Origin of the sequence: Streptococcus sp. HMSC36C04 (assembly GCF_001839535.1) — a bacterium.
GTDB classification, from domain to species: Bacteria; Bacillota; Bacilli; order Lactobacillales; family Streptococcaceae; genus Streptococcus; species Streptococcus hominis.
Window position 1 is genome coordinate 1 of record NZ_KV841567.1, and the last position, 26,522, is coordinate 26,522.

Here is a 26,522-nt window from a genome sequence, read left to right on the forward strand (position 1 = left end):
AAATGTTGCACTTATTCTTGCAATTTATCAAATACAAAGACTTTACTAAAAACATAATTGAGCACAATAATAACAATTTGAGCAAATAAGGTTTCAATGGTATTAACTGCTTTGATGTCATTGTGGACAAATTGACCAATAATGCTAGGAAATGTTGTGACAAAAATGAATGTGAGCCCCATGTCCAGCAGAAAAGTGGAAAGTCGCGCAAGAGCAAATTTGACAAAACGAGCGCCCCAGCCCCTTCTTTGTTGCTTAAAAACAATTGTGTCATTTGTCGCAAAAGCAAAAAGAATTCCAGCAATATTGCCTATCGCTGTAGAAAGCAATTCATTACTCGTGAAAGTATAACAAAGCATACGTGTAAGAACTGCAACAACAGTTGTAGCAACACCAAAAAATAAATAGGATAAGATTTCGTTATTGAAAAAGCGTTTTATATAATTTTTCATAGATTTAGTCTATCATATTTGCAAAAAATGTGCTATACTTGAAAAGCTGTATTCGTTTTGTCAATACAGCCCTTGGTGCTTAGTTCCCTTTCGCCAAGCATATTACACGCGGTTTGGCCGCTAAAGGAGAAAACATGGAAAAAATTACTGTTCGTGATATGGCTCAGATTGCTCTTGTTGCTGCGATTTATATCGCACTAACAATGACACCGCCCTTGAATGCTATTAGCTATGGTGCCTACCAATTTCGGATTTCTGAAATGATGAACTTTATGGCTTTTTATAAACCTAAGTACATCATCGGAGTCACCCTGGGTTGTATGATTGCAAATTTATTTAGCTTTGGAATCATCGATGTCTTTGTCGGTGGTGGCTCAACTTTGGTCTTTTTGAGCTTAGGTGTGTATTTCTTTAGAAAATACATGAATGAATACTTGTTTAATGGACTGATCAATAAAGCTTTCTTTTATTTTGCGATTTTCTTTTCACTTTCTATGGTGACCATTGCAGCTGAATTGTATCTTGTCGCTAAAGCACCGTTTTTCTTGACTTGGTTTACGACAGCGGTAGGAGAGTTTGCTTCACTCATTATTGGTGGAATCTTAATGGATAAGCTAAATAAACGGATTGATTTAGGAAGATAACATATCAACAAAACATGCCAAGGGATTTCTCAGCATGTTTTTTTATATTTCATGAATGACAGAAATGAGTCATTTCCAATGAGCAAGAAGCATAATCAATAGTAAAATCTATTGCAAGTTTGATGTTATTTGGCACCAAGTAATTGTTCTTTACAGTGAACGAGTTCGGTTATAAGGGCACAGTATGGCGTGTCTACACCATATTGTTGTCCCTTTCGTGCAATAGCTCCGTTGATATAATCAATTTCTGTCAAACGATTGTGCTCGTTCAAATCTTGATACATGGAAGGATAATGCAAGCCAATTGTATCGCGATTATAGCAGTTCTTTTCAATATAGTCCACGGTTTCTGTGACATTCAAGTCTACATTTTCGTGTTTTGCAACTGCTGCAAACTCACTCACAATCTTTTCAACGATAGCATGTGCAGGAGTAGTGTCTCCAAAGTCTGCCATATTAGCAAGCAAAAGGGTACACAAACTATTCATCGTTCCGTTGACACAGGCTTTTTTATAAATGGCATATAAGATATTTTCTGTATATTGCGCATTTAATCCAGCAGAATTCAAGGTTTCAATGACTTTATAAGCTACTTGTGCAGCTTTTGGATCTGCGACTAAATTCTTCAAAGCGATTGAGCCGTTTCCGAATAATTTTGCACGTCCAGGTTTTTCCATACCAGCAGTCCACATGGTGTTTCCAATCATAATTTGATTTCTTGGGACATATTTTTCAATGACTTCTTCGTGACCAATCCCATTTAATAGGCAGAGAACAGCTGTATCATCATGTATCAAAGGTTGAATATCTGCTAACATCGCTTCTAGCTGCATAGCTTTCGTAAATAGAATAATTAAGTCATTAGATAAACTTGGATCTACTTGACTTTGCAAATAGATGGGCAACTTGGCAACAACTTCTTCGCCGTTTAAGTTCGCTTGTAAACCATCTTTTTGAATAGCTGTGACATGTTCTTCCCAGCCATCTACTAAAGTCACTTTATGTCCTGCTCGATGCAACATCAGAGCAAAGCGGCTACCCATGGCACCGACACCTGCAATTGTAATATTCATACTAACAATTCTCCTAGCTTTTTTATTTATAGTATATTTTACTTCTTTTATGTATTTTAATCAATTAAATTTTTGAAATTTATCATATTTGATGTGATGAAGATTATTTTTCTGCTATTTTACATTTTTGTCTAATTTTTTGTAAAGAATATAGGTAAGAATGCTGTAGAAACGCATGAATTATGATAAAATAGAAATATGAAAGACAGAATGTTAGAACTGGTGAAGCTGCTCAATCAGTATGCTCATGAATATTATACCACCGATAATCCAAGCGTATCGGATAGTGAATATGATAAGTTGTATCATGAATTATTAGATTTAGAAAAGCAGTATCCAGAGTTCGTTCAGCCTGATAGCCCAACTCATCGTGTGGGAGGTAAGGTTTTAGAAGGTTTTGAAAAATACCAACACCAGTATCCGCTCTATAGTTTGCAGGATGCTTTTTCACGTGAAGAGTTAGATGCATTTGATACACGGATTCGGAAAGATTTTCCAGATGTTAGCTATCTATGTGAACTAAAAATTGACGGCCTCTCTATTTCTCTCATGTATGAAAAGGGGATTTTAGTTGCAGGAGCGACTCGCGGAGACGGTTCTGTCGGGGAAAATATCACAGAAAATTTGAAAAGAGTGAAAGATATTCCTTTAAAGTTGCCAAGCGAAGTTGATATGACTGTTCGTGGTGAATGTTATATGCCACGTAGCTCTTTTGATGCGGTGAATCAGCTACGTCAGGAAAACGGAGAACCAGAATTTGCTAATCCGAGAAATGCAGCGGCAGGAACGTTACGCCAGTTGGATACGGCAATTGTAGCCAAACGTAATCTTGCAACCTTTCTCTATCAAGAAGCCAGTCCGACAAGTGTGACGAGCCAAGAAGCTGTTTTAAATCAGTTATCTAAAAATGGCTTCAGTGTGAATGAGCGGCATATTTTAGCACATTCGATGGATGAAGTGTGGCAGTTTATTGGACAAATCACTCAAGAACGCGACCAGTTACCGTATGATATTGACGGTGTTGTAATCAAGGTAAATGATTTGGTTATGCAGGAAGAACTCGGTTTTACTGTAAAAGCACCAAAATGGGCGATTGCTTACAAATTCCCAGCTGAAGAAAAAGAAGCGCAGCTTTTATCAGTTGACTGGACAGTTGGACGGACTGGAGTTGTTACGCCAACCGCCAACTTGGCGCCTGTGCAATTAGCGGGGACAACGGTCAGCCGAGCTACTTTGCACAATGTGGATTACATTGCTGAAAAGGACATTCGCAAAGGCGATACGGTCATCGTTTACAAAGCAGGTGACATCATTCCAGCTGTTTTGCAAGTGGTTGAAAGTAAGCGCCAATCAGAAGAGAAATTGGAGATTCCAAAGAATTGTCCAAGTTGCAACAGCGAGTTGATTCACTTTGAAGATGAGGTTGCTTTACGCTGTATCAATCCACGTTGTCCTGCACAAATCAAAGAAGGCTTGATTCATTTTGCTAGTCGCGATGCCATGAATATCACAGGTCTTGGTCCTGCTGTTGTAGAAAAGTTATTTGATCAGCAGTTGGTAAATGATGTGGCTGGCATTTATCGCTTGACTGTTGAAGATTTGCTGCAATTGGAAAATTTTAAGGAAAAATCAGCTAATAAGTTGTATACTGCTATTCAGACTTCTAAGGAAAATTCTGCCGAGAAATTATTATTTGGCTTGGGCATTCGCCATGTTGGAAGTAAAGCCAGTCAGATTTTGCTAGAGCATTTTCATGATTTGGAGCAATTAGCAAAAGCAGAAAAAGAAGAAATTGCTGCGCTGGATAGTCTAGGAATGGTGATTGCTGAGAGTCTTTCTAGCTATTTCGCACAAGAAGGAACTCATATTTTATTGTCGGAATTAAAAGAAGCGGGGTTAAATTTCACTTACCTTGGCGAAAAAGTGGCAGCAGATGCAGCGCTTTCTGGATTGACCGTTGTTTTAACAGGAAAATTGGAGCGTCTCAATCGTTCAGAGGCGAAAAAGAAATTAGAAAGTTTAGGTGCAAAGGTGACGAGCTCGGTCTCTAAGAAAACAAGTCTAGTCGTTGCCGGAGCAGATGCAGGAAGTAAATTAACAAAGGCTCAAGAGTTGGGCATAACCATTCGTGATGAAGCTTGGCTTGAGAGTTTATAGAGGTTTGTATGGAAACAGCTAGAAAAAGAGCACGATTGATTTATAATCCGACCTCTGGTCAGGAAATTATTAAAAAAAATATCGCAGAAGTTTTAGACGTTTTAGAAGATGTGGGTTATGAAACAAGTGCTTATCAGACAACCCCAGCTCCTTTATCAGCTCAAAATGAAGCAGAGAGAGCAGCTAAAGTAGGATTTGATTTAATTGTGGCGGCTGGTGGAGATGGGACAATCAATGAAGTGGTCAATGGGGTAGCACCGTTGGAAAATCGACCTAAGTTAGCCTTTATTCCAACTGGTACGACCAATGATTATGCACGTGCTCTCAAGATTCCAATGGGGGATCCGGTGGCAGCTGCGCGGATTATTGAAAAAAATCAAACCATAAAAATGGATATTGGTCAGGCTTATGGGAAAAAATATTTTATTAACATTGCTGCAGCGGGAACTTTGACAGAATTGACCTATAGTGTTCCAAGTGAAGTCAAGTCACGTCTAGGCTACCTTGCCTATGTCGCAAAAGGAGCAGAAATGCTGCCAAAATCTAAATTACGCAAGGTACACATTGAACATGACCACGGTGTGTTTGAAGGTAAAGTTTCTTTAATCTTTGTTGCCTTGACAAATTCAATCGGTGGCTTTGAAAAATTAGCGCCAGATACAGTGTTAGATGATGGTAATTTTACCTTAATTTTGGTGAAAACTGCTCGGTTGTTTGATATGTTGGCGTTGATGATTCAAGCAATCAATGGTGGTCAACATGTGACAGATGTGAATGTAGAATATTTAAAAACAAGTAAGTTAAAGTTAGAAGTTTTAGACAAAAAAGCCCCATTCATGTTAAATCTGGATGGCGAATATGGTGGAGATACTCCTGTTGAATTGGAAGTTCTTCATAACCATTTAGAATTTTTTGCAAATATTGATGAGATTAGCGATAGTGCTTTGTCATTGGAGAATAAAGAATAATCAGGAGAATGTGATGTTAAACTATCGTGTCTTAATCCATTACCATAATCAATTAGGAAATTATGCAGCCTATAATATGTGGAAATGGCAAATGAATAAATGGGGAGAAGAGAGTGCTTTTTTCCAGTATGATGATTTTGGGATTCAAGGAACCTTGTCCTATACAAGCGAACAAGCTTTGAGTAATGTCCATGTCATTGTAAAAACAACCGATTGGTCTCACCAGTCGGTTGACTACTCCATTCAGTTGTTACCGCCTCATTTAGTGACTGAGGTTTGGATTATCGAAGGAGACAGTCAAGTTTATTATTCTAGGCAGGCTGCTATGACTAGTCCGTATTACGCAAAGTGTGATCCTCACGCCTTTGATATGGCATTGGACAGCAAACATTTTGACCAGCATTGGGGGTACCAAGGTTGGTTGGGATGCCGGTATAATGGTGAGCAAGCAGAATTCAAACTCTGGGCACCGACTGCAAAAAAAGTTCAGTTAGTAGTCTATAAGAATAGCACTAACAAAGCGAAAATCTGGAAGGTCTACGACTTACAAAGAGGAAAAGATTTTTCCAAAGATCATGCTAAAAATACAATCGGAGTCTGGTCTCGGGTGATTTCGGATGACTTGGCAAATAAAGCCTATCAGTATCAGCTAGAGTTTGAACATCACAAAACAGTAACACGCGATCCGTATGCGGAAGCCGTAACGGAAGATGGAAAGCGTTCTGTCATTTTATCGCCTGCGGAGCGAAATCCAAAACATTTCCAAGTGAAACAAGGGCAACAAGCAATTTGGCGTCTAGAGAATCCTTGTCAAGCTGTTATTTATGAGATGCATGTACGAGATTTGACGAAGTCTAACAGTTCTGGCGTGTCTAAAAAACACCGAGGGACCTTTTTAGGGGCTTGTCAAAAAGGAACAAAAAATAGAACAGGTCAAGCGACAGGATTTGATTATATTCAATCATTAGGTGTCAATGTCGTACAATTGCAGCCCATCTCTGATCGACACAAAGAGTATGACCAAGATGGAAATGTAATGTATAATTGGGGCTATGACCCTCAAAATTACAATGCTCCTGAAACGAGTTTTTCAACAGATCCAGCAAACCCGTCTCAAGGAATGCGGGATTTAAAAACGATGATTCAAGCCTATCATGATGCGGGCATTTCCGTAGTGATAGATGTTGTATACAACCATATTTATTCGACTCATGATTCACCGTTTCAACAAGCAGTGCCTGATTATTACTATCGGATGAATCCAGACGGATCTTTCCAAAATGGAACAGGTGTGGGGAGCGAGACAGCCAGCGAGCATGAAATGTTTCGTAAATATATGATTGATTCTATCCTTTATTGGGTAAAAGAGTATAATATTGATGGTTTTCGTTTTGATTTAATGGGCATTCATGATATTGAAACGATGCGTCAAATTCGGGAAGCGTTAGATGAAATTGACTCGAGAATTCTCACATACGGTGAAGGTTGGGATATGGGGACAGGATTGCTTCCGCTTGACAAAGCAAAAAAAGACAATGCCTTTGAATTACCTAATATCGGATTTTTCAACGATACTGAACGTGATGCTATCAAAGGAGCAGAAGTCTACGGCGGCTTAAAAGCCGGCTTTGTAAGTGGTCAAGCGACAGAGTCAATTGTTGCCAAGGCAATTCTGGGAAGCAGTGAGTTAGGAACCTATCTAGAGCCAAAACAAGTCGTTAATTATGTAGAAGCACATGATAATTACAATTTGCACGATTTGTTAGCCGAACTTCATCCAAATGATGATGAATTGACTCGTACTAAGCGGATTGAATTAGCGACTGCGATGAATCTCCTCTTGCAAGGTATGAGTTTTATGGAGCTGGGACAGGAATTTTCACGTAGCAAACTAGTGGCAACTGGAGCAAATGGGAATACCATTCAGGCAGATCATAAGCGTGCTATGAACAGTTATAACGCTCCTGACGCTGTCAATCAAGTAGACTGGGATTTATTAGCTCATCATCAAGAAAGTATCAACTATATCAAACAGATGATTCATTTAAAAACGACAACAAAAGAATTTTCTTACCAGCATTATGATGACATTTACCAGCATGCCTTTGTACATTCAGCGCATTCCGGAAGTGGAATTGTCATTTTTGAAGTGAAAGATGATAATTATTACCTCGTAATTTTTAATGCAAGTGGTGATAGATACAATATTGAAGATATTGGAAATTTGAAACTTGTAGCTGGAAATAGTCGTCAAGTTAGCGATTCTTTTGTTGAAGATCTGACAGCTACAGTCTTTGAAGTCGTAGAATGGTAATATCAAAAGATGTCAAGATTTTTTCTTGACACCTTTTCTTTCTTGTGATAAGATAGAGTATGTTGGGAGTAGCTCTGCTATTCCTAAAAATAAAAAAGAGAAAAGAGAAATTTTTAAAATGGCAGTTAAAATCCGTTTAACTCGTATGGGTTCTAAGAAAAACCCTTTCTACCGTATTAACGTAGCAGACTCACGTTCACCTCGTGACGGACGTTTTATCGAAACAGTTGGAACATACAATCCACTTGTTGCTGAAAACCAAATAACTTTAAAAGAAGATCGTATTCTTGACTGGTTGTCAAAAGGTGCTCAACCTTCTGATACTGTTCGTAACATTCTTTCAAAAGCTGGTGTGATGAAGAAATTCCACGATTCTAAATACTCTAAATAATAGAAGTGCAGGTTGACTATGGATACGATTGAAAATCTTATTATTGCGATAGTGAAACCTTTGATTTCACAACCAGATGCTTTAACTATCAAGATGGAAGATACACCAGAATTTTTGGAATATCACTTAGATCTTGACCCTAGTGATGTTGGACGTGTAATCGGTCGTAAAGGTCGCACGATCTCTGCGATAAGAACGATTGTTTATTCTGTCCCAACCGAAGATAAAAAAGTCAGAATTGTTATTGATGAGAAATCATAACCACCCGTCAAACGGATGGTTTGAACAAGGGCTATAAGCCCACATCACCAGCCAGCGCCTAAAGACGCTGGCTTTCACTTTGTTCAAGCCTAATCGCTTTTGACTCGTCACTTGCCTCTTAAAGAGGCGTTAGTATTTCTTACCATCATCCCTAAAGGGATCTTCGTACTCTTTCACACTCAATTTATCAAGTGCAATGTCATGTTTTTCCTGTTCTTGGATATATTTTTTTATCGTGGCTTCGTTAAGTTCTACCGTGCTTACATAATAACCCTCTGCCCAAAAATGGCGATTGCCAAATTTGTATTTGAGATTCGCGTGTTTATCAAACATCATAAGAGCACTTTTACCTTTTAAATAACCCATGAAACTTGAAACACTTACTCTTGGTGGAATACTGACAAGCATATGAACATGGTCTGGCATCAGATGCCCCTCGATTATTTCAACCCCTTTGTAACTACATAAACGGCGAAATATTTCTCCTAAACTGCTTCTATATTGATTATAAATAACTTTTCGTCTATACTTAGGTGTAAACACAATGTGGTATTTACACATCCACTTTGTATGTGATAAACTATGTGCCTTATGTGCCATATTTTTCTCCTTTCGCTTTGCAATAGGCTTGAACACCTTTATTGTATTACGTTTGGAGTTTTTTGGTATAACCTGCGATTCGCACCCGCATAGCGGGTGGTTTATTTGTCTCGCACCTTACGGAGCGAGACGGACTAAAAGTCATATAATAAAAATGGAGCCATTCAGGCTCTATTTTTTTGCAATCTATATAGAAAGCATGTTTGAATTTTATATTAAAAATCCCATTTCTTCTAATGCTTTTTCGACATAGTCTAAATCTTGTTGCGAATCAGCTTCTACTAGATGATAATGGACACCGTCTGTCAATTCAGATAAACCGCGGAAATTGGTCTCGTGAATTTGTTGGATGAAATGCCGAACATCTCTGCGACAAGTTAATTTCAGATAGGTTTGAATTTCCCCATAAACGGGATGCTCTACCATAATATTTTGAACTCGTCCACCGTTATCTACAATTGCCAGTAATTCCGCTTCAATATCTTTAATCGTATGCTTAACTTTAAAAAGTTGGTGATAATATTTAGCACTATCATTCGTTTTGTAAATATAGCCTCGATTTGTACTAATAATAGGGGCACCATCTGCTCGTAAAACGGCAATGTCTTGCACAATGATTTGCCGAGTAACATGGAATTTCTCAGCTAAAATTTGTCCATTTAAGGGAGTTTCTGCAGTTTTTAAAAGCTGTAATAAATCTGTTCTTCTTTGTTTTATCATAAATTCATTGTAGAATAAATCTGTTAAATATTCAAGATTTAGCGGATTTTTTGTAGAGCTTTATAGATAAATTGTGCAATGATAAAATCAACGATACTATGAATGATAGTTCCAACTCCTACGAGTATGAAAAGAAGATAAAACATATTTGCTGGAAAAGAAGTTGAGGCGTAAAAGATGAGGCAAGCAAGGACTTCAGCAATCGCATGAATAAAAGCAAGGACAATATTAAGAATCCAAGTCTGGATTGGTTTATCTAAAGCTTTAGGATATTTTTTAAGATAAAGAGCGCCTACCAAGCCGAAGAATAGGTGTGACAGGGCGCGAAGAACGATAACAATGGGATAACCAGCTACTAAAAAACCAAAAGTAGAACCTAAAATAACAATCAAAGTCATTAACGGCGAGATAAACATGGCTAAGAAAATAGGAACGTGGCTTGCTAAAGTATAAGAAGCAGGTGGAATAATAATTTTTGCAGGCATAACCATTGGAATAACAATAGCTAGTGCAGTCAAGAGAGCTGTAAGAGTTATAAATTGATTTTTTGTTTTAGGTTTCATAATTTCCTCCTTTTAACTGTATATACATAAGTATAGTATACTGTTTTTGCAGATAATGTCAAGAGAAAATTTTGATAGAATAGGACAGAATTTCTAAACAATCCGTCTAATTTCTGTTAGAATGTCAGTAGTAGGAGAATATTATGATAGATGTAAAGAAACAACCGGAGTATATTTTCATTGATTCTTCCTTACGTTTGCGAAAGTATGATGGACAAGCTCATCTTGCCTTTTCTTGGTATCAAGACCCTGAGGTAATCCGTTTGATTGATGGTAGTCGAGAGCCTTACACACTTCAACGAATCAAGAAAATGTATGACTATCTTACTCGTCATGGAGAAGTGTATTTTATTGAAGTTTTGACAAATGCAGGTTGGCAGCCGATTGGTGATGTGAGTTTTTGGCAAGAGGACATGCCGATTGTGATTGGAGACTCAGCTTATCGTGGTCAGGGAATCGGGAGGACAGTTGTTCAGGTATTGGTTGAACGCGGACGCAAGTTGGGCTATAAGCGCTTGTATGTTCAAGAAATCTATGATGACAATGAAGCATCTAAGAAGATGTTTGAGTCAGTAGGATTTTATCCTTTGGAAAAGACTGAAAATGGGCATCGCTATGCTTTGGATTTGATGCTTCCTTTGTCAGCTATTCAACCAAGTCAATTTTATCTTTCTGAAAAGAAATTAGAGCAGGTACAGATATGGTTCGATACAAAGGACATAAACGCCTTAAATCCTTTACCAATTAAGCGATTGAAAGGTAAAATCTTTTTCACTGATGGCCACAGCAGAGCATTTATAGCCTATCAATCTGGTTTTGAAGAGATTCCAGTTTATGCAGAAGAGGACGATTTGAATTGGGATTTCTATTACTATTGTCTTCAAACTTGTGAAGAAAAAGGAATTTTAACGATAAAAGATTTAGAAAATCGTATCTTGCCTGAGTCGGATTATAGGAAAAAATGGTTGGATTGGTGCCAGCGGTCGCGAAAGATTTTGAAGAATAAATAGTGATTATGTTATAATAAACAAGAAAACACTTTCACATAGAAGAGGTCAAAAATGATTTATGAATTTTGTGCAGAAAATGTGACTAATTTGGAAAAAGCCATGCAGGCTGGTGCTCAACGAATTGAACTTTGCGATAATCTAGCAGTTGGCGGAACAACGCCTAGTTACGGTGTCATAAAAGCAGCTGTTGAGCTAGCAAAACCTTACAATGTGACCGTTATGACGATGATTCGTCCACGCGGGGGAGACTTTGTATACAATGACTTGGAAATGGAAATCATGCTAGAAGACATTCAAATGGCGCGCAGCGCTGGGACACACGGACTTGTTTTTGGTGTTTTGACAACTGCTAATAAAATTGATTATCCAAAAATGGAAAAATTATTAAAAGCCTCGCAAGGGCTGGAAATCGTCTTTCACATGGCTTTTGACGCCATTCCAAGAGAACATCAATTTAGTGAAATGGACTGGCTAATGGAACATAGCGTGAAACGGATTCTAACTCACGGTGGACTGGCAGAAGAGCCGATTCAAGAGCATTTTTCTTGGTTATATGAATTGATAAATCATGCAGCTGGTCGGATTGATATTTTACCAGGAGGCGGTATTACGGTTGATAATCGTGATGAAATTGTTGCAAAGCTTGGGGTCAATCAACTTCATGGCACCAAGATTGTATTTTAGAAAGTGAAGATCATGCTAGACTTATTTGAGAAATACCAAGCAAATCCAGAAAAATTACAAGCTTTTGGTTTTGAAAAAAGAGGAGAAGAGTTTGTTTATTCTCAGGAAATAATGAATGGTGATTTTCTGTTACAGCTAAAATTGCAGGGTGAGAAGCTGGACTATCAAGTGTTTGATCAAGAGACTGGTGATGAATACGTGCAAGTCAAAATAGAGACTATGACGGGTGAGTTTGTCGGTCAAGTCCGTGAAGCCTGTCAGGAGATTTTTTTGACGATTCGAGCTAATTGTTTTGAAGAAATTGGTTTTCTTTATGAACAGAGTAGCCGCTTGCAGGAGTACGTAGCGAAGACCTATGGCGGACGACTGGAATATCTCTGGGAGAATTCTTCAAAAAATAGCAATCTTCATGCTGGTGTTTTTCGACATCAGGATACTAAAAAATGGTATGGCATTTTTATGACGATAGACTGGTCGAAGTTTGAAAATGGCAAAACTGGTCCAATAGAAGTGCTGAATGTCAAAAACAATCAAGTAGCTAATTTACATAAAAAAGCAGGGATTTACCCAGCCTTTCACATGAATAAAAAATATTGGCTGAGCCTGCCCTTGGATGATACTTTGACGGATACAGAACTTTTTTCCCTTTTAGATAAGAGTTTTGAATTGACCCAAAAGAAATGAGGAACACAGTTAGGTTGCGCTAGCTGCGTTTTATTTTTACAGATAATGCAACAAAATAATGTATAATGGTAATTAGTAATAGCAGAGGAGAAAATATGAATCTTATCAGAAAATTGGGCTGGTTTTTCAAACTGGAGAAAAAACGTTATATTATCGGAATTCTAGCCTTGTCTTTGGTTAGTGTTTTTAATTTAATTCCTCCTAGAGTAATCGGCGTGGTGATTGACCGCATTGCTAGCCGAAATCTAACGTCAGACCAGTTGCTTTTAAATCTTTTACTTTTGGTTGCTTCAGCCTTTATTATGTATGGTCTGCGTTATCTTTGGCGTCTATATATTTTTGGTACAGCAAATCATTTGGGACGACTTTTGCGTTCTCAGCTTTTTGAGCACTTTACCCAAATGGCACCGTCTTTTTACCAAAAATATCGAACGGGAGATTTGATGGCGCATGCAACAAATGATATTAATGCAGTTGTGAACGTGGCAGGTGGAGGCGTTATGTCGGCGGTAGATGCCACTATCACAGCTCTGGTAACGCTGTTGACTATGTTTTTTGTTTTAGACTGGCGCTTGACTTTGATTGCTATTTTGCCATTGCCATTTCTTTCTTGGGGAACCAGTTTAATTGGACGAAAAAATCATGAGAGCTTTAAAGCGGCTCAGGAGGCTTTTTCTGACTTGAATAACAAGGTACAGGAAAGCGTTTCAGGGGTTAAAGTAACGAAATCTTTTGGCTATCAAAAAGCAGAAAGTCACTCTTTTGCTAGGACAAATCAGGATGTCTATGAGAAGAATATTCTCGCTGCTAAATACAATTCTCTCTTCGACCCTATGGTTCTGATTTTCATTGGCTTATCTTATGCGTTAACTTTGATTTTTGGAGGAATCTTCATCTCTAGAGGGCAATTTACAGTTGGGGAGTTAGTGACGTTTATTACTTATCTAGATATGCTGGTATGGCCTTTGCAGGCGATGGGTTATCTCTTTAATATTAGCCAGAGAGGAATGGTTTCTTATGAGCGGATTGAGCGACTGTTGGCAGAAAAGTCGGATGTCAAAGAGACCAACAATCCCGTTTCCCCTATACAAAATGGTCGTTTGCTTTATGATATTCAGCGTTTTTCTTACGAGAAAGCAACCACTTTATCCAATATTCATTTTGCATTAGAAAAAGGGCAGACGCTAGGAATTGTTGGACAAACAGGTTCTGGCAAAACAACACTATTACGCCTGCTCATGCGAGAACAGGATATTCAAGAAGGTGCTATTTATCTGAATGATCATGATATTCGAGATTATAGCTTAAATGATTTGCGGAGCTTGATTGGTTACGTGCCACAAGAGCAGATTCTTTTTGCGATGTCAATTGCGGACAATATTCGTTTTGCAAATCCAGACTTGTCAGATGACGAAGTGATTCAAGCTAGTAAACTTTGTGGCCTTTATGAGGATATTATTGCCATGCCGGAAGGCTTTCATACGATTGTTGGTGAACGTGGAGTGTCACTTTCAGGAGGCCAAAAGCAACGTTTAGCGATGAGTCGTGCACTCGTTCTGAAACCAGATATTTTAATCTTAGATGATTCTTTGTCTGCTGTTGATGCTAAAACAGAGCATTTGATTTTAGAAAACCTTAAGGGAGAAAGAGATGGTAAAACAACTATTATTACTGCTCACCGACTGTCAGCAGTTGTTCATGCAGATTTGATCTTAGTTATGGAAAATGGGCGCATTAAAGAGCGAGGCACACACCAAGAATTGCTGGCTCAAAACGGTTGGTATGCGCGCACTTATCATAATCAGCAATTGGCAGAAAGTCTGAAGGAGGAGTGATTATGAAAAAACAAGCAACTTTTCATCGCCTTCTGACTTATATGTGGCGTTATAAATGGGTGAGCATTTTGGCACTTGCTTTTATCTTTGCAACAACTTTGGTAACGACAGCTTTGCCACTTTTGGCTCGGTATTTCATTGACCATTTTATCAGTCGTCATCAGATTATGGCGGGATTTTATATTCTGATTCTCTATTATGCTCTCTTTCTGTTGAGGGTGCTATTTACTTTCTTAGGACAGTATTCTTTTGCCCGTGTGGCATATAGCATTGTTCGCGATCTGCGTCAGGAGAGTTTTGAAAATATTGAGCGGTTACGTATGGCTTATTTTGATCAAACGGCTGCAGGAGCGATTGTCTCCCGTTTGACGAATGATACACAAGCGGTAGCAGATATGTTTAGTAGCATATTTTCAAGTTTTCTAAGTTCCATTTTTATTCTTGTTGTAACAGTAGTGACGATGTGCACCTTGAATTGGCGCTTGACAGGACTTATTGTACTTTTTTTACCAGTCATGCTGGGCTCCATTTTACTTTATCAACGCTTATCTAATCGTCTCCTCAAACTCGTCCGAAGCAAACTGAGTGATTTGAATGTTAAACTTTCTGAAAGTATTGAGGGAATGCGAATTATTCAGGCATTTAGTCAGGAAAAGCGTCTGATAAATGAATTTGAAACGATTAACGGCGAGCATTTGGAGTATACAGTCCGCTACCTCAATATCAATAGCCTTTTTCTGCGTCCAGCTATGTCTTTGTTAAAAATTTTAGCTTATGCAGTTATTTTAGCTTACTTTGGCTTTACTTGGCAGGTTGCAGGAGTGACAGCAGGAGTCATGTATGCTTTTATCCAATATGTCAATCAACTTTTTAATCCTCTGATTGATTTGATGCAGAATTACTCTGTTTTACAGACATCTATGGTGGCTGCAGACCGTGTTTTTGAAATAATAGATCGTAAGGACTATGAGCCCAAGCAAGCTAATCTTCCATTGAAAATTACAGCTGGGAATATTGAATTTCGTCATGTTTCCTTTTCATACGACGGCAAGCGTGATGTTCTGAAAGATATTTCATTTTCAGTCAAGCAGGGGGAAACAATCGCCTTTGTCGGTGCGACTGGCTCAGGCAAGTCTTCGATTATCAATCTCTTTCTGCGTTTTTATGAATTTGAAAGAGGAGAAATTTTAATTGATAATCAAAACATTAAGGATTACAGTCAAGCTGAATTACGCCGCAATATTGGTTTAGTTCTTCAAGATCCTTTCCTCTATCACGGTACCATTGCTTCTAATATCCAAATGTATCAAGAAAATATGAGTCGAGAGGATATTGTAGAAGCTGCGAAGTTTGTGGATGCTCACGATTTTATTAATCAGCTTCCTGCAGGTTATGACAGTTCCGTAACTGAGCGAGGTGCGACTTTTTCAAGTGGACAAAGGCAATTGCTAGCTTTTGCTCGAACAATCGCTACCAAGCCTAAAATCTTGATTTTGGACGAGGCAACCGCTAATATCGACTCAGAGACCGAAGAACTTATCCAGACTTCGCTGAAAAAAATGCGCCAAGGACGAACAACGATTGCCATTGCTCACCGGCTGTCTACCATTCAGGACGCTAACTGCATTTATGTCATGGAGCAGGGGCGTATTGTCGAATCTGGCACACATGAAGAGCTTCTAGCGCTTAAGGGAACCTATTATAAAATGTATCAGTTGCAGGCTGGAATGATGAAAGAAGAGTGATATGTTAAAGAGAAAATGAGTTTCGGCTCCTTTTTATAAATATTCATTTAAGTGTTCTAAGGTTTTTTCTAGATCCCCGTATTTAATTTTTGCATATTGATAAGGACAATCCTGTATATAGCTTGCTTCAAAAAAATCCAATGGCAGATTGCTATGTTTGAGGGAACTGATAGATTTAAGTCCACGTAGATCTAGTAAGATACCATCTCTATTGAGAAAGTAGGAAAGTTTGAGCTGATTTTGGCTTAAAAGTTTTCTAGCTCTCGTCAATTCTTTTTCTTGTTGATTGAGCAGAGAAAGACGATTTTTTTCAAACATGAGATTGTCAATATAAAGGGATAGAGCTTTCTGCATGATGAGATTGCTGTCGTAATCTACTGCTTTTTTGTAGGTAATAAAAGTAGATTGAATAGCTGGAGGAAATAGCAGAGCTGTTATCCGAAGGGCGGGGAAGAGACTAGTAGAAAATGACTTGATATAGATGACATGCTGGCTGTCGTCCAAGTAATGAAAGGTCAGTTCGCGTTTGCTGTCAAAGTCAGCCAAATAATCATCTTCTATGATATAAACATCATAAAGCCGAGCGAGACGAATGATTTCTTCCTTCTCCTTTCGACTGTAAGAATGCCCCAAGGGATAATGAAAACGCGGGATAGTATAGAAGAATTTGATACGACCAGATTGAAAAATCCGCTCCAATTCTTCTAAATCAATCCCTTCTGGAGTTCGCTCAATTGTTTGATAAGGAAGTTGTTGCGCAGTTAGCAAATCATTTATCCGATGATAGGTCGGCTGCTCAACTAGAATTTCATATTTTTTATTTGGAAAGGCAATTTGCGAAAGAATATAAAGAGCTTGCTGGGTACCAGATGTCAGAACGAGCCTGTCAGCAGAGGTGTAGATAGCTGAATCCAGAAGCAGCTGCTGGACAGATTGTCGTAAGTCTTCCAGCCCTTCTTGCTGAGAATAGTAGTTAAAAAGATAATTCTCTCGTCCAATCAGCGTTTCATTAAGACAAAGTCGAAAGTCTTCATAAATTTGGTAGTGGTCATCTCTGACGGTTAATTCTATGTCCTGCTGGTCTTCCAGACTATTTTCCAGCACATAGTAGCCACTTTTAGGAACTGCATAGATATACTTCTGATATTTCAACTCTATCAGTGCCTTCTGGGCTGTGTCTTTGCTACAGCGATAGTCGTCTGCCAGCTGACGGACAGAAGGAATCTTTTGTCCCTTGGACAATTTCCCACTTTTAATATCTTGGCTAATCTGATCTATGATACATTGATACTTAGGTTTTATCATCTTAACTGTCCCCATACAGAAGAATTTTTTCTCTATTGTAACGTATTTTGAAATCTTTTACAATCAGGAAATGATAAGTTGTATTGTGTAGGATTCCCCCATAGATTTCTCCCTACCAATAATTGATGTAAAAGAATTGTAATCTAATAGTTATCTGAGTAATACATTAGCGGAATTGTAATTTAGGCTGAAATGGTTTATAATGAAAAGTAGCAAGTATATTAGGAGGCCGTCTAATGGAGAGAAAAATTAAAAAATCGGTAGTTGCGACCGGTTTAGCTGCAACCACTATTATTTCAGGCAGTTTATCACATCAAGTAAATGCCGAAGAAGTAAAAACACAATCTACTGAGCCAAAGACATCTGAAAAAATCACCAAACCAGTTACAGAAACAGATGTTCAATCAGCAAAGATGCAAGCCGATGCTGCAAAGGTTCAGACAGATGCTCAGCAAAAAGTTGTAGAGCAAGTTAAAGGGGATGTAAATACTTCAAAGGACGCGGTAGCAGATAGCGAAAAAGCTGTTGCAAATGCTGAGGCAGAAAAGAAAGAAGCAACTCCAGAAGTTATTGAAACCGCAAAAGAAGAAGTGGCGACATCAGAGAAGGCGGTTACAACAGAGGAAAATAAGGTTCAAGAAGCAGAACAGTCTGAAACAAAGGCAAAAGAAGCTGTTAAAAATCAAGAAAATGTTGTTGCAGGGCAACAATCACTTGTTGATGTAGCACAACGTGAATTAGATACAGCAAAAGCTCCGGTTGCAAATGAGCAGCAAGAGCTCAACCAAGCACAAGATGCAGAAAAACAAGCAGAAAAAGATTTAGCAGAAAAGCAAAAAGAGCTTGCTAAGGTGAAAGAAGAAATCGCTAATCTTCCTAAAGAAATCAATTCAGCGACTGAGCAAGTCAAGCAAAGTGAGCAAAAAGTTGCAGAAAATCAAGCAGCTATTGATCAAAAAGCCAGTGAAGTAGCTCGTGCCGAACAGTCAGCTGCTAATAGAAGAAACGTTGATTTAAGCAAAGCAACCTACGGTGAATTTTTACAACACGCTAAAACAAATGGAGCCAACCAAGCGATTCGTAATGCAGCTGCTGAAGCTCTAACAACTTATGAAAGAGCTAAACGTGAAGACGGTATTACAGTTGGTTCTGACGCAACAAGCCCAGCAACTTTAGAAAATAATTTAAAAGCAATTGAGTTAGTTAGAGCGATCAATGCTTATCGTAGACAAGCTGGATTAAAAGAATTATTGATTGATCCTTACAAAAATCCAGCCAGCCAAGTCCAAACTCTTTATTTTGAAAGAGCAGATTGGCATATGGGTAAATATTTGAGAAATGAAAATGTGGCGATTAGTTTTACTCCAAAAGGAGCCGTTGACTTCTGGCATAAGGAAAAATCTATCTATATGGCTGAGGCAGCTAAGTATGGCTTAACAACCAATGAGCGAGACATTGATTCCAATCAAATTTATACCACCTTACGTAATCGTGGTCAACTTGCTTTCTTCTATAGAGTTGGTCACTATCTTCAAATGATGGATAAAAACTTTAATACCATTTCAGCTGCATATGATCAAGTTCCAAATCAATACAGCAATATATATGGAACGTCTGAAGTTGGATTCTATAACGATCATAATTTTAATGCGCGTGTTAATAATGGCACTCTTCTTAGCGCAGACGCGTATGAGCAAGCAATCCGTAATTTTGCTGGTGCTGCAAAAGCTGCAAATGCACAAGCAACAGCAGCGAAAAAACAATTAGGCGTGTTGCGAGCTCAAAGAACGGGTTATGTATCTACTTTAAATATTCAAAAGGCAAAATTAGCAGAGCTTCAAAAGTTGGCTGCGAATCGTTCAGCTACCCTTGCTACTGCAAATGCTGGAGTGATTACAGCTGAAGCAGCTTTGAAAAAAGCAAAGCAAAATGTTGCGGTAAAACAAGCAGCTTTGGAGCGCGCTACTGTAGCTATTGCGTCCAAGTTAGCACCAAAACAAGTAGCTTTAGAAAAAGCTCAAAAAGTGCTAGATAGTGCTAAAAATAAATTAGCAGAACTCAAGAAAGTCTTAATTACAGCAGAATTAAATGTTGCCAAGACAAAAGATGCTTTGCGAACTAGTCAAGCCAAACTAAAAGAAGCACAAGATAACTTGGAAAAATTACAAAATGCACCACAAGCACTTGAAGCAGCTCAAAAGGCTCTTCAAGCTGCACAAGCTGACTATGCCTCTAAGGTTAAAACGTTAAAAGATGAAGAAGCAAAACTAGAGATTTCTCGTTCAATTTATACCAAGTTACAAGAAAACTATGAGCAATTGAAAAGTCAACTTCCTCCGAAAGCTCAAAAAGAAACAGATGGAGAAGTACAAAAATTACACTTATCTAGAACTTACCAACCAAAACCATTGTTAGTTAGACAACAAAATACTGGTCAAAAAGTTCTGCCTGCTACAGGTACTAAAGCAGATCAGGTTGCTGCATTAGGTTTGCTACTTGGTTTGGGAACTCTAGCTAGTGCTCGCCGTCGTAAAAGAAATAACGAAGATTAAATAATTGAAGATTTTAGAAAAAATCTAATCTTTCTTCCCAAAGACAAACAACTCTGTTTTTGAGTGTTTGTCTTTTTGATTGAGATAATTAAAATCAACAGTGAAGAAATGATAATAAAATAGAATTTAAATAAAATGTAACTTCTGCCTGATAGATATTTAAAGTATCTATCATTTTGAGAATCAGCACAAAAATAGTATAATAAACTGTATTCTCTTAATGAAACGAATAAAACTAAAGGAGTTTTCTATGCAAGTCATCAAACGTAATGGAGAAGTTACTGATTTTAATCCAGATAAAATTTATCAAGCTATTTTGAAAGCAGCACAAACGGTTTATGTCTTGACAGACGATCTGCGTCAAAATCTAGCGCTTGTAACTAAAAAAGTAGTGTTGGATTTGGAGGAAGCTGGTGTTGAACGAGCTACTATCAGTATGATCCAATCTATGGTAGAAAATCGCCTGCTAGGTGCTGGTTATATCACTATTGCCGAACATTATATTTCCTACCGCTTGCAACGTGATTTAGACCGGAACGGTTATGGCGATCATATCGCAGTTCATTTGCATTTTGAACAAATTCGATAAATTTGTAGCCTAGATTACAGAATGAAGTAGTTGGCAGATTTTTTGAAAAATTTGCTAAAAATCAACTTCCTTTTAAGTTAATAATAATGCTTGTTCTAGAAAAGTTTACACATTCCCTTAATTTCTGGGACTTGACAAGTGTATTTTAATATGATAAAATTTAAAAGATTTTAAGCTTGAAGGGAGTGAAAAAAATGTCAAAAACAGTAGTACGTAAAAATGAATCCCTTGACGATGCTCTTCGTCGTTTCAAACGTGCGGTTACTAAAGCTGGTACTCTTCAAGAAACACGCAAACGTGAATTCTATGAAAAACCTTCTGTAAAACGGAAACGTAAATCAGAAGCAGCTCGTAAACGTAAAAAATTCTAATTGAGCAAAATGACAGACTTCGGTCTGTTTTTTGTTTCCATTTAGATAAAATCGAATTCGTACTCAATAAAAATCAATAGCTTTAGCAATTTTACCGTATGGACGTTATCTGTCATCTCAAAACTCCACCGCAAGATTAATAGAAGTAGCAGCTAGAGGGGTAGGTTAAGGCAAACAGAATATCAAGAAACCGTGAGAGTAAACAAAAACACTGATTTTCATCAGTGAATTTTTTTCATAATTATTTGCTTTCGAGCAATGCTTTGATTTCTTGAAGAACTTCTAATTCAGTTGGTCCTGCAGCTTCTTCAGCAGTGTCTTCTTTTCTAGTAAGACTTTGCGCTTTTTCAACAGACTTGACGATGAAGAAGAGAACTGTTCCGATGACGAGGAAATTGATAACAGCGCTTAAGAAACTACCATATGCAATCCCATTCCATTTTAAACCAGCAATTTGTTCTACACCAGCAGCTTTTAAAGCTGGATTGAGAAAGAGTGGAGTAATAACATCTCCAATAAGCGAAGTCACAATAGCTCCAAAAGCATTGGCAATGATAACACCAACTGCCAAATCAATTACATTGCCGCGAAGCAAAAACTCTTTAAGCTCCTTTAACATTTTCTTTTTCCTTTCAAAATACTAAAACATATTATATCTTAAAAAAGGGAAAAGTTCAATAAAATGTCTAAAAAGCATAGTGAATATTTTACTTTTTGACAAATTTGTTATAAAATGTAAGTTGTTATTCTATGATAAATTGGGGGTATTGTCTATTGATTGATAAAGAAATCATTTCTGATATTAAAAATAGCGTCAATATCATCGAAATCATAGGAGAAGTCGTTGCTTTAACGAAAGCTGGAAGGAATTATCTAGGGCTTTGTCCTTTTCATGGTGAAAAAACTCCGTCATTCAACGTGGTAGAAGAAAAGCAATTTTATCACTGTTTTGGCTGTGGAAAGTCAGGTGATGTCTTTAAATTTATTGAAGATTATCGTGGTGTTTCTTTTATGGACGCTGTACAAATTGTTGCAGATCGTGCAGGGATTCCATTAGAAATAGAGCATAGTAGAAAAGATCAGTCAATACATACACATCGTCATCAGGCACTTTATGACATTCATGCGGAAGCTGCAAGGTTTTACCATGCAGTATTGATGACAACAAAGATAGGAGAAGAAGCACGTTCTTATCTTTATGAACGTGGTTTAACAGATGAGGTTATCAAGCATTTTCAAATTGGTTTAGCGCCCAATGAAAATAACTATCTTTATAAAAGTGTTAGTGGAAAGTTTGATGAGCAAGTCATTATAAATTCTGGTTTGTTTAACTTAGCTGATAACAATCTGGTTTATGATGCCTTTCAAAATCGGATTATGTTTCCATTGACAAATGATAAAGGACAAATCATTGCTTTTTCAGGTCGTATTTGGCAAGCAAGCGATATAGATCAGAAAGTTGCTAAGTATAAGAATAGCCGAGGTACACCGATTTTCAATAAAAGTTATGAGTTGTATCATCTGGACAAAGCCAAACCGACTATTAAGAAAAGTCACGAAATTTACTTAATGGAAGGCTTTATGGATGTTATAGCCGCTTATCGTGCTGGAATTGAAAATGCTGTGGCCTCTATGGGGACTGCTTTGACGCATGATCATGTGGAGCATCTTCGTAAATTCGCAAAGAAAGTCATTTTAACGTACGATGGTGACAAAGCAGGACAAGCAGCGACAGCAAAAGCTCTGAATGAATTGCACAATTTGTCAGTTGAAATTGTCAGGATTCCTGATAATATGGATCCAGATGAATTTATCAAAAAGAATTCTGCTGATGATTTACAAAATTTACTGACTAAAACACGAATTAGTGATATAGAGTTTCTTTTGAACTATTTGAAACCAGATAATATCGAAAACTTGCAAGCTCAAATTGAATTTGTTGAACAAATGTCTCAGCTGATTGCGCAGGTTCAATCAATCACTGCACAAAATTCCTATATTTATATGTTAGCTGAATTGTTACCTGATTTTGACTACCAGCAAGTGGAGCAAGCTGTTAATAATCATCGTTTAGTAAATAGAAGAGAGCAACAACAGCAATCGCATCAACAAGTGTCAAGACTTGACATTCCGGTAACACAGCAAGTATCGCGGCTAATTAAGGCAGAGAGTCATCTTCTGCAGCGGATGATTGATAATCCTGTGATTTTAAATGATTATCGTTTGAGGAAAGATTTTCATTTCGCAACAGTAGAATTGCAGACTTTGTACGATATTTTAAAAACAAATGGCGAGGTAACGCCACAAGATTTGTCTGAGCAAAATGATTCGGTACAGCAAGCTTGGTATCGGGTCTTAGAAGAAAATCTACCAGAGGAAGTTTCTGAGCAGGAACTGATTGAAGTGGAGCAAACGCGAGATAAGGAATTGCTTCGCAAAGAAAATCAATTGATTGGTAAAAAAGTCCGTGAAGCATCTCATAGTGGGGATGCAGATACGGCATTAGAAGAGCTAGAGCGATTTATTGCTCAAAAAAGGAGAATGGAGTAGGAATGGCTACAAAACAAAAAGAAGTAACAACTTTTGATGTTCAAGTTGCAGAATTTATTCGCAACCATAAAAAAACTGGTACAGCAACCGATGATGAAATCAATGATCGGCTAGTCATTCCATTTACTTTGGAAGCTGATGGCATTGAAGATCTTCTTCAACGGATTCAGGACGCAGGGATTGCTATTACGGATAAAGAGGGCAACCCAAGTGAACGGGTTTTAAATACAGAGGAAGAAGAAGCTGAATTAACAGATGAGGAGTTGCTTGGTAGCAATTCTGCTAAAGTGAACGACCCTGTCCGTATGTATTTAAAGGAAATTGGTGTTGTTCCGTTATTGACCAATGAAGAAGAGCAAGAATTAGCTGTTCTTGTGGAGCAAGGCGACTTAGAAGCGAAACAACGTTTGGCAGAAGCTAATTTGCGGTTGGTTGTCTCTATTGCTAAGCGCTATGTTGGACGCGGCATGCAGTTTCTTGACTTGATTCAAGAAGGCAATATGGGATTGATGAAAGCCGTTGACAAGTTTGACTATACCAAAGGTTTCAAATTTTCAACCTATGCTACTTGGTGGATTCGTCAAGCAATTACTCGTGCGATTGCTGACCAAGCTCGTACGATTCGGATTCCGGTTCACATGGTTGAGACAATCAATAAATTAGTGCGGGAACAACGAAATCTTTTGCAAGAATTGGGGCAAGATCCAACGCCAGAGCAAATTGCGGAGCGCATGGATATGACACCAGACAAAGTTCGTGAAATTTTGAAGATTGCTCAAGAGCCGGTCTCTCTTGAAACACCAATTGGAGAAGAAGATGATAGTCATCTTGGCGATTTCATTGAGGATGAAGTGATTGAAAATCCAGTTGATTATACAACACGTATCGTTCTGCGTGAGCAATTAGACGAGGTTCTTGACACATTAACAGACCGTGAAGAAAATGTACTACGTCTGCGTTTCGGTCTAGATGATGGGAAAATGCGTACGCTGGAAGATGTTGGAAAAGTCTTTAACGTAACTCGTGAACGGATTCGACAAATTGAGGCCAAAGCCCTACGCAAATTGCGTCATCCAAGTCGTAGCAAGCCACTTCGTGACTTTATTGAGGATTAGTAGACAAAAGGAGGCACCATGGCATACACAAATGAACAAATTGATGATATTAAAAATCGTATCTTGGAAAGTTTGGAACAAGTTATTGACCCTGAATTAGGAATTGATATTGTAAATCTTGGTTTGATTTATGAAATTCGGTTCAATGGTGAAAATGGTGAGACACAAATTGATATGACTTTAACAACAATGGGCTGTCCACTGGCTGACTTATTAACTGATCAGATTCATGATGCAATGACAGATGTGCCCGAAGTGAGCAAAGTGGAAGTGAGATTGGTGTGGTATCCTGCCTGGACTGTTGATAAAATGAGTCGCTACGCTCGTATTGCTCTAGGGATTAAATAAGAATATAGCAGCATGACTTGATTATGCTGCTTTTGTTTTGCTCAAACATTCAGAATTTGTGCAATATTTTAACTTTATACTTTATATCACTTGAAGTATTGTAAGAATCTGTTATAATGGTTGAACATACTGAATTTTAGAAAAGGGAGAGAAGATGATTAAAAAAGGAGCACTGACAGGATTACTCTTGTTTGGAATATTTTTCGGCGCAGGGAATTTAATCTTTCCGCCAACTTTAGGAGCTTTGTCTGGCGAACACTTCTGGTCAGCAATTGCAGGATTCGTACTTTCAGGAGTTGGAATTGCTATTTTAACATTGATTATCGGTACTTTAAATCCCAAAGGCTATGTTTACGAAATTTCTAAAAAGGTTTCTCCTTGGTTTGCGACCAGTTACTTGGTAGTTCTGTATCTAGCGATTGGTCCATTTTTTGCCATTCCTCGGACGGCAACGACTTCTTATGAAGTTGGGATTGCACCATTGCTTTCGAGTAATATGACTGGATTAGGACTTATTATTTTTACAATCTTGTATTTTGTGGCTGCTTACTTGATTTCATTAAATCCTTCCAAAATTTTGGATCGGATTGGTCGGATTTTGACTCCTGTGTTTGCCATTTTGATTGTCATTCTAGTCATTTTAGGGGCGATAAAATATGGAGCAGCTACACCGCAAGCTGCTAGCACGGAATACGCAAAAGCAGCTTTTGGAACTGGCTTTCTTGAAGGGTATAATACGCTTGATGCACTTGCCTCTGTTGCTTTTAGCGTTATCGCTGTGCAAACATTGAACCAACTCGGCTTTGCTAATAAAAAAGAATATATCTCAACGATTTGGATTGTTGGAATTGTTGTTGCATTGGGATTTAGTGCGCTTTATATCGGATTGGGATTTCTTGGAAATCATTTCCCAATTCCGGCTGATGTAATGGCTTCTGATGCCAATAAAGGAGTTTATGTCTTATCTCAAGCTACACAAGCTATTTTTGGTCCGACAGCACAGATTTTCCTTGCAGCCATGGTAACAGTGACCTGCTTTACGACTACGGTTGGTTTGATTGTTTCAACATCAGAATTTTTCAATAAAACCTTTCCTAAAATCAGCTACAAAACTTATGCAACAGTCTTTACATTAATTGGATTTGCAATTGCAAATCTTGGTTTGGGAGCGATCATTCAGTATTCAGTTCCTGTCTTACAAATTTTGTACCCGATTACTATTGCGATTGTAATGATTGTGATTGTCAATAAGTTTGTTGCCTTATCTAAGATTGGAATGCAGCTAACGGTCGCAGTTGTAACAATTATTGCCTTTGCGAATATCATTGGCTCGCAATTTAAATTGACTAGTGTGAGCAATTTAATCAATGCTTTGCCATTTGCGCAAGCTTCAATTCCTTGGCTGGTACCAACGATTGTCGGGATTATGTTGTCTTTGTTTTTGCCAAATAAACAAAAGAGTGACACATTTGAAATGGAATAATTAAAAATATCTATCACGAAAAGTGATAGTTTTTTTATGACCATATCAAATTCAAGTTTTTACAAATCGTATCCTCTATTTTTAGATAGTGAACCAGTGTATACTTTT

25 protein-coding genes and 1 riboswitch are annotated in these 26,522 nt (G+C 37.9%); of the genes, 18 read left to right on the forward strand and 7 right to left on the reverse strand.

The annotated features are described in order from the left end of the window. Window positions 1–11 precede the first annotated feature (11 nt). Complete coding sequence (locus HMPREF3249_RS00735; protein ID WP_070867441.1) at window positions 12–452, reverse strand: GtrA family protein; 441 nt, start codon at window positions 450–452, stop codon at window positions 12–14. 28 nt (window positions 453–480) lie between these two features. Further along, window positions 481–589, forward strand: a riboswitch (PreQ1 riboswitch). On the opposite strand from HMPREF3249_RS00735, the gene HMPREF3249_RS00740 reads away from it, so the two are divergent. Then, window positions 587–1,096 carry a QueT transporter family protein gene (locus tag HMPREF3249_RS00740; RefSeq protein WP_049533971.1) on the forward strand — a complete coding sequence of 170 codons (510 nt, stop codon included), beginning with the start codon at window positions 587–589 and terminating at the stop codon, window positions 1,094–1,096. (Overlaps the previous riboswitch by 3 nt.) A 125-nt stretch (window positions 1,097–1,221) precedes the next feature. Here HMPREF3249_RS00740 and HMPREF3249_RS00745 read toward each other — a convergent pair whose 3' ends face one another. Next, on the reverse strand, window positions 1,222–2,169 hold the full coding sequence (locus HMPREF3249_RS00745; RefSeq protein WP_049533973.1) for a 2-dehydropantoate 2-reductase: 948 nt from the start codon (window positions 2,167–2,169) through the stop codon (window positions 1,222–1,224). A 198-nt stretch (window positions 2,170–2,367) separates the two neighbouring features. On the opposite strand from HMPREF3249_RS00745, the gene ligA reads away from it, so the two are divergent. The 5 genes from ligA (at window position 2,368) to kphA (ending at window position 8,260) form a co-directional block, all read left to right on the forward strand. Next, on the forward strand, window positions 2,368–4,326 hold the full coding sequence (gene ligA / locus HMPREF3249_RS00750; protein WP_049533975.1) for an NAD-dependent DNA ligase LigA: 1,959 nt from the start codon (window positions 2,368–2,370) through the stop codon (window positions 4,324–4,326). 8 nt (window positions 4,327–4,334) lie between these two features. Beyond that, entirely contained in the window at window positions 4,335–5,294 is a 960-nt protein-coding gene (locus HMPREF3249_RS00755; protein ID WP_003030800.1) for a diacylglycerol kinase family lipid kinase, read from the forward strand. A 13-nt stretch (window positions 5,295–5,307) separates the two neighbouring features. Next, complete coding sequence (gene pulA, locus HMPREF3249_RS00760) at window positions 5,308–7,608, forward strand: type I pullulanase (protein WP_059220701.1); 2,301 nt, start codon at window positions 5,308–5,310, stop codon at window positions 7,606–7,608. A gap of 118 nt (window positions 7,609–7,726) precedes the next feature. After that, complete coding sequence (rpsP, locus tag HMPREF3249_RS00765) at window positions 7,727–7,999, forward strand: 30S ribosomal protein S16 (protein WP_070867442.1); 273 nt, start codon at window positions 7,727–7,729, stop codon at window positions 7,997–7,999. 18 nt (window positions 8,000–8,017) lie between these two features. After that, the gene (kphA, locus tag HMPREF3249_RS00770) at window positions 8,018–8,260 is read left to right on the forward strand and encodes an RNA-binding protein KphA (protein ID WP_049533983.1); all 243 of its coding nucleotides are present in this window, start codon (window positions 8,018–8,020) and stop codon (window positions 8,258–8,260) included. Between the two features lie 129 nt (window positions 8,261–8,389). On the opposite strand, the gene tnpA is transcribed toward kphA, so the two are convergent. The 3 genes from tnpA to HMPREF3249_RS00785 form a co-directional block, all read right to left on the reverse strand. Further along, entirely contained in the window at window positions 8,390–8,860 is a 471-nt protein-coding gene (gene tnpA, locus HMPREF3249_RS00775) for an IS200/IS605 family transposase (protein ID WP_049533985.1), read from the reverse strand. A 210-nt stretch (window positions 8,861–9,070) separates the two neighbouring features. Continuing rightward, window positions 9,071–9,580, reverse strand: coding sequence for a transcription repressor NadR (locus tag HMPREF3249_RS00780; protein WP_049533988.1), 510 nt, complete (start codon window positions 9,578–9,580; stop codon window positions 9,071–9,073). Window positions 9,581–9,618: 38 nt separating this feature from the next. Next, window positions 9,619–10,143, reverse strand: coding sequence for an ECF transporter S component (locus tag HMPREF3249_RS00785; RefSeq protein WP_003029805.1), 525 nt, complete (start codon window positions 10,141–10,143; stop codon window positions 9,619–9,621). A gap of 143 nt (window positions 10,144–10,286) precedes the next feature. Between HMPREF3249_RS00785 and HMPREF3249_RS00790 the strand changes: the two genes are divergently transcribed. The 5 genes from HMPREF3249_RS00790 to HMPREF3249_RS00810 all read left to right on the forward strand — a co-directional run bounded on the left by HMPREF3249_RS00790 (window position 10,287) and on the right by HMPREF3249_RS00810 (window position 16,101). Next, window positions 10,287–11,153 (forward strand): GNAT family N-acetyltransferase, encoded by an 867-nt coding sequence (locus HMPREF3249_RS00790; protein WP_059220702.1) that lies wholly within the window; start codon window positions 10,287–10,289, stop codon window positions 11,151–11,153. A 51-nt stretch (window positions 11,154–11,204) separates the two neighbouring features. After that, a complete protein-coding gene (locus HMPREF3249_RS00795) occupies window positions 11,205–11,837 on the forward strand; it encodes a copper homeostasis protein CutC (protein ID WP_059220704.1) in 633 nt (210 codons plus the stop codon). A 12-nt stretch (window positions 11,838–11,849) separates the two neighbouring features. Further along, the gene (locus tag HMPREF3249_RS00800) at window positions 11,850–12,521 is read left to right on the forward strand and encodes an MmcQ/YjbR family DNA-binding protein (RefSeq protein ID WP_059220707.1); all 672 of its coding nucleotides are present in this window, start codon (window positions 11,850–11,852) and stop codon (window positions 12,519–12,521) included. Window positions 12,522–12,616: 95 nt separating this feature from the next. Continuing rightward, a complete protein-coding gene (locus HMPREF3249_RS00805) occupies window positions 12,617–14,356 on the forward strand; it encodes an ABC transporter ATP-binding protein (RefSeq protein WP_059220708.1) in 1,740 nt (579 codons plus the stop codon). Between the two features lie 2 nt (window positions 14,357–14,358). After that, complete coding sequence (locus tag HMPREF3249_RS00810; RefSeq protein WP_059220710.1) at window positions 14,359–16,101, forward strand: ABC transporter ATP-binding protein; 1,743 nt, start codon at window positions 14,359–14,361, stop codon at window positions 16,099–16,101. 33 nt (window positions 16,102–16,134) lie between these two features. On the opposite strand, the gene HMPREF3249_RS00815 is transcribed toward HMPREF3249_RS00810, so the two are convergent. Next, window positions 16,135–17,421, reverse strand: a complete 1,287-nt coding sequence (locus tag HMPREF3249_RS00815) for an aminotransferase-like domain-containing protein (RefSeq protein ID WP_003029791.1) — start codon at window positions 17,419–17,421, stop codon at window positions 16,135–16,137. A 221-nt stretch (window positions 17,422–17,642) separates the two neighbouring features. Here HMPREF3249_RS00815 and HMPREF3249_RS00820 point away from each other — a divergent pair, with 221 nt between their 5' ends. The 3 genes from HMPREF3249_RS00820 to rpsU all read left to right on the forward strand — a co-directional run bounded on the left by HMPREF3249_RS00820 (window position 17,643) and on the right by rpsU (window position 20,918). Then, entirely contained in the window at window positions 17,643–19,958 is a 2,316-nt protein-coding gene (locus tag HMPREF3249_RS00820) for a CAP domain-containing protein (protein ID WP_070497015.1), read from the forward strand. A gap of 250 nt (window positions 19,959–20,208) precedes the next feature. Further along, window positions 20,209–20,547, forward strand: coding sequence for an ATP cone domain-containing protein (locus tag HMPREF3249_RS00825; protein ID WP_003024641.1), 339 nt, complete (start codon window positions 20,209–20,211; stop codon window positions 20,545–20,547). 194 nt (window positions 20,548–20,741) lie between these two features. Further along, window positions 20,742–20,918, forward strand: coding sequence for a 30S ribosomal protein S21 (gene rpsU / locus HMPREF3249_RS00830; protein ID WP_000048054.1), 177 nt, complete (start codon window positions 20,742–20,744; stop codon window positions 20,916–20,918). 241 nt (window positions 20,919–21,159) lie between these two features. Here rpsU and mscL read toward each other — a convergent pair whose 3' ends face one another. Beyond that, the gene (mscL, locus tag HMPREF3249_RS00835; RefSeq protein WP_059220714.1) at window positions 21,160–21,537 is read right to left on the reverse strand and encodes a large conductance mechanosensitive channel protein MscL; all 378 of its coding nucleotides are present in this window, start codon (window positions 21,535–21,537) and stop codon (window positions 21,160–21,162) included. Between the two features lie 155 nt (window positions 21,538–21,692). On the opposite strand from mscL, the gene dnaG reads away from it, so the two are divergent. The 4 genes from dnaG (at window position 21,693) to brnQ (ending at window position 26,414) form a co-directional block, all read left to right on the forward strand. Continuing rightward, complete coding sequence (dnaG, locus tag HMPREF3249_RS00840; RefSeq protein WP_282185965.1) at window positions 21,693–23,468, forward strand: DNA primase; 1,776 nt, start codon at window positions 21,693–21,695, stop codon at window positions 23,466–23,468. 2 nt (window positions 23,469–23,470) lie between these two features. Then, entirely contained in the window at window positions 23,471–24,583 is a 1,113-nt protein-coding gene (rpoD, locus tag HMPREF3249_RS00845) for an RNA polymerase sigma factor RpoD (RefSeq protein WP_003024631.1), read from the forward strand. A gap of 18 nt (window positions 24,584–24,601) precedes the next feature. Further along, the gene (locus HMPREF3249_RS00850) at window positions 24,602–24,931 is read left to right on the forward strand and encodes a metal-sulfur cluster assembly factor (protein WP_003029776.1); all 330 of its coding nucleotides are present in this window, start codon (window positions 24,602–24,604) and stop codon (window positions 24,929–24,931) included. 154 nt (window positions 24,932–25,085) lie between these two features. Next, the gene (brnQ, locus tag HMPREF3249_RS00855) at window positions 25,086–26,414 is read left to right on the forward strand and encodes a branched-chain amino acid transport system II carrier protein (protein WP_003029774.1); all 1,329 of its coding nucleotides are present in this window, start codon (window positions 25,086–25,088) and stop codon (window positions 26,412–26,414) included. Window positions 26,415–26,522: the final 108 nt, after the last annotated feature.

Excerpts from the sequence above, each read along its gene's own strand:
- kphA (WP_049533983.1), top strand. The coding sequence starts at position 8,018 with ATGGATACGATTGAAAATCTTATTATTGCGATAGTGAAACCTTTGATT.
- brnQ (WP_003029774.1), top strand. The coding sequence starts at position 25,086 with ATGATTAAAAAAGGAGCACTGACAGGATTACTCTTGTTTGGAATATTT.
- HMPREF3249_RS00745 (WP_049533973.1), bottom strand. The coding sequence starts at position 2,169 with ATGAATATTACAATTGCAGGTGTCGGTGCCATGGGTAGCCGCTTTGCT.
- mscL (WP_059220714.1), bottom strand. The coding sequence starts at position 21,537 with ATGTTAAAGGAGCTTAAAGAGTTTTTGCTTCGCGGCAATGTAATTGAT.
- HMPREF3249_RS00825 (WP_003024641.1), top strand. The coding sequence starts at position 20,209 with ATGCAAGTCATCAAACGTAATGGAGAAGTTACTGATTTTAATCCAGAT.
- ligA (WP_049533975.1), top strand. The coding sequence starts at position 2,368 with ATGAAAGACAGAATGTTAGAACTGGTGAAGCTGCTCAATCAGTATGCT.
- rpsP (WP_070867442.1), top strand. The coding sequence starts at position 7,727 with ATGGCAGTTAAAATCCGTTTAACTCGTATGGGTTCTAAGAAAAACCCT.
- HMPREF3249_RS00780 (WP_049533988.1), bottom strand. The coding sequence starts at position 9,580 with ATGATAAAACAAAGAAGAACAGATTTATTACAGCTTTTAAAAACTGCA.
- HMPREF3249_RS00795 (WP_059220704.1), top strand. The coding sequence starts at position 11,205 with ATGATTTATGAATTTTGTGCAGAAAATGTGACTAATTTGGAAAAAGCC.
- HMPREF3249_RS00790 (WP_059220702.1), top strand. The coding sequence starts at position 10,287 with ATGATAGATGTAAAGAAACAACCGGAGTATATTTTCATTGATTCTTCC.
- rpsU (WP_000048054.1), top strand. The coding sequence starts at position 20,742 with ATGTCAAAAACAGTAGTACGTAAAAATGAATCCCTTGACGATGCTCTT.
- tnpA (WP_049533985.1), bottom strand. The coding sequence starts at position 8,860 with ATGGCACATAAGGCACATAGTTTATCACATACAAAGTGGATGTGTAAA.
- HMPREF3249_RS00810 (WP_059220710.1), top strand. The coding sequence starts at position 14,359 with ATGAAAAAACAAGCAACTTTTCATCGCCTTCTGACTTATATGTGGCGT.
- HMPREF3249_RS00755 (WP_003030800.1), top strand. The coding sequence starts at position 4,335 with ATGGAAACAGCTAGAAAAAGAGCACGATTGATTTATAATCCGACCTCT.
- HMPREF3249_RS00735 (WP_070867441.1), bottom strand. The coding sequence starts at position 452 with ATGAAAAATTATATAAAACGCTTTTTCAATAACGAAATCTTATCCTAT.
- pulA (WP_059220701.1), top strand. The coding sequence starts at position 5,308 with ATGTTAAACTATCGTGTCTTAATCCATTACCATAATCAATTAGGAAAT.
- rpoD (WP_003024631.1), top strand. The coding sequence starts at position 23,471 with ATGGCTACAAAACAAAAAGAAGTAACAACTTTTGATGTTCAAGTTGCA.
- HMPREF3249_RS00785 (WP_003029805.1), bottom strand. The coding sequence starts at position 10,143 with ATGAAACCTAAAACAAAAAATCAATTTATAACTCTTACAGCTCTCTTG.
- HMPREF3249_RS00815 (WP_003029791.1), bottom strand. The coding sequence starts at position 17,421 with ATGGGGACAGTTAAGATGATAAAACCTAAGTATCAATGTATCATAGAT.
- HMPREF3249_RS00805 (WP_059220708.1), top strand. The coding sequence starts at position 12,617 with ATGAATCTTATCAGAAAATTGGGCTGGTTTTTCAAACTGGAGAAAAAA.
- HMPREF3249_RS00850 (WP_003029776.1), top strand. The coding sequence starts at position 24,602 with ATGGCATACACAAATGAACAAATTGATGATATTAAAAATCGTATCTTG.
- HMPREF3249_RS00740 (WP_049533971.1), top strand. The coding sequence starts at position 587 with ATGGAAAAAATTACTGTTCGTGATATGGCTCAGATTGCTCTTGTTGCT.
- HMPREF3249_RS00800 (WP_059220707.1), top strand. The coding sequence starts at position 11,850 with ATGCTAGACTTATTTGAGAAATACCAAGCAAATCCAGAAAAATTACAA.
- HMPREF3249_RS00820 (WP_070497015.1), top strand. The coding sequence starts at position 17,643 with ATGGAGAGAAAAATTAAAAAATCGGTAGTTGCGACCGGTTTAGCTGCA.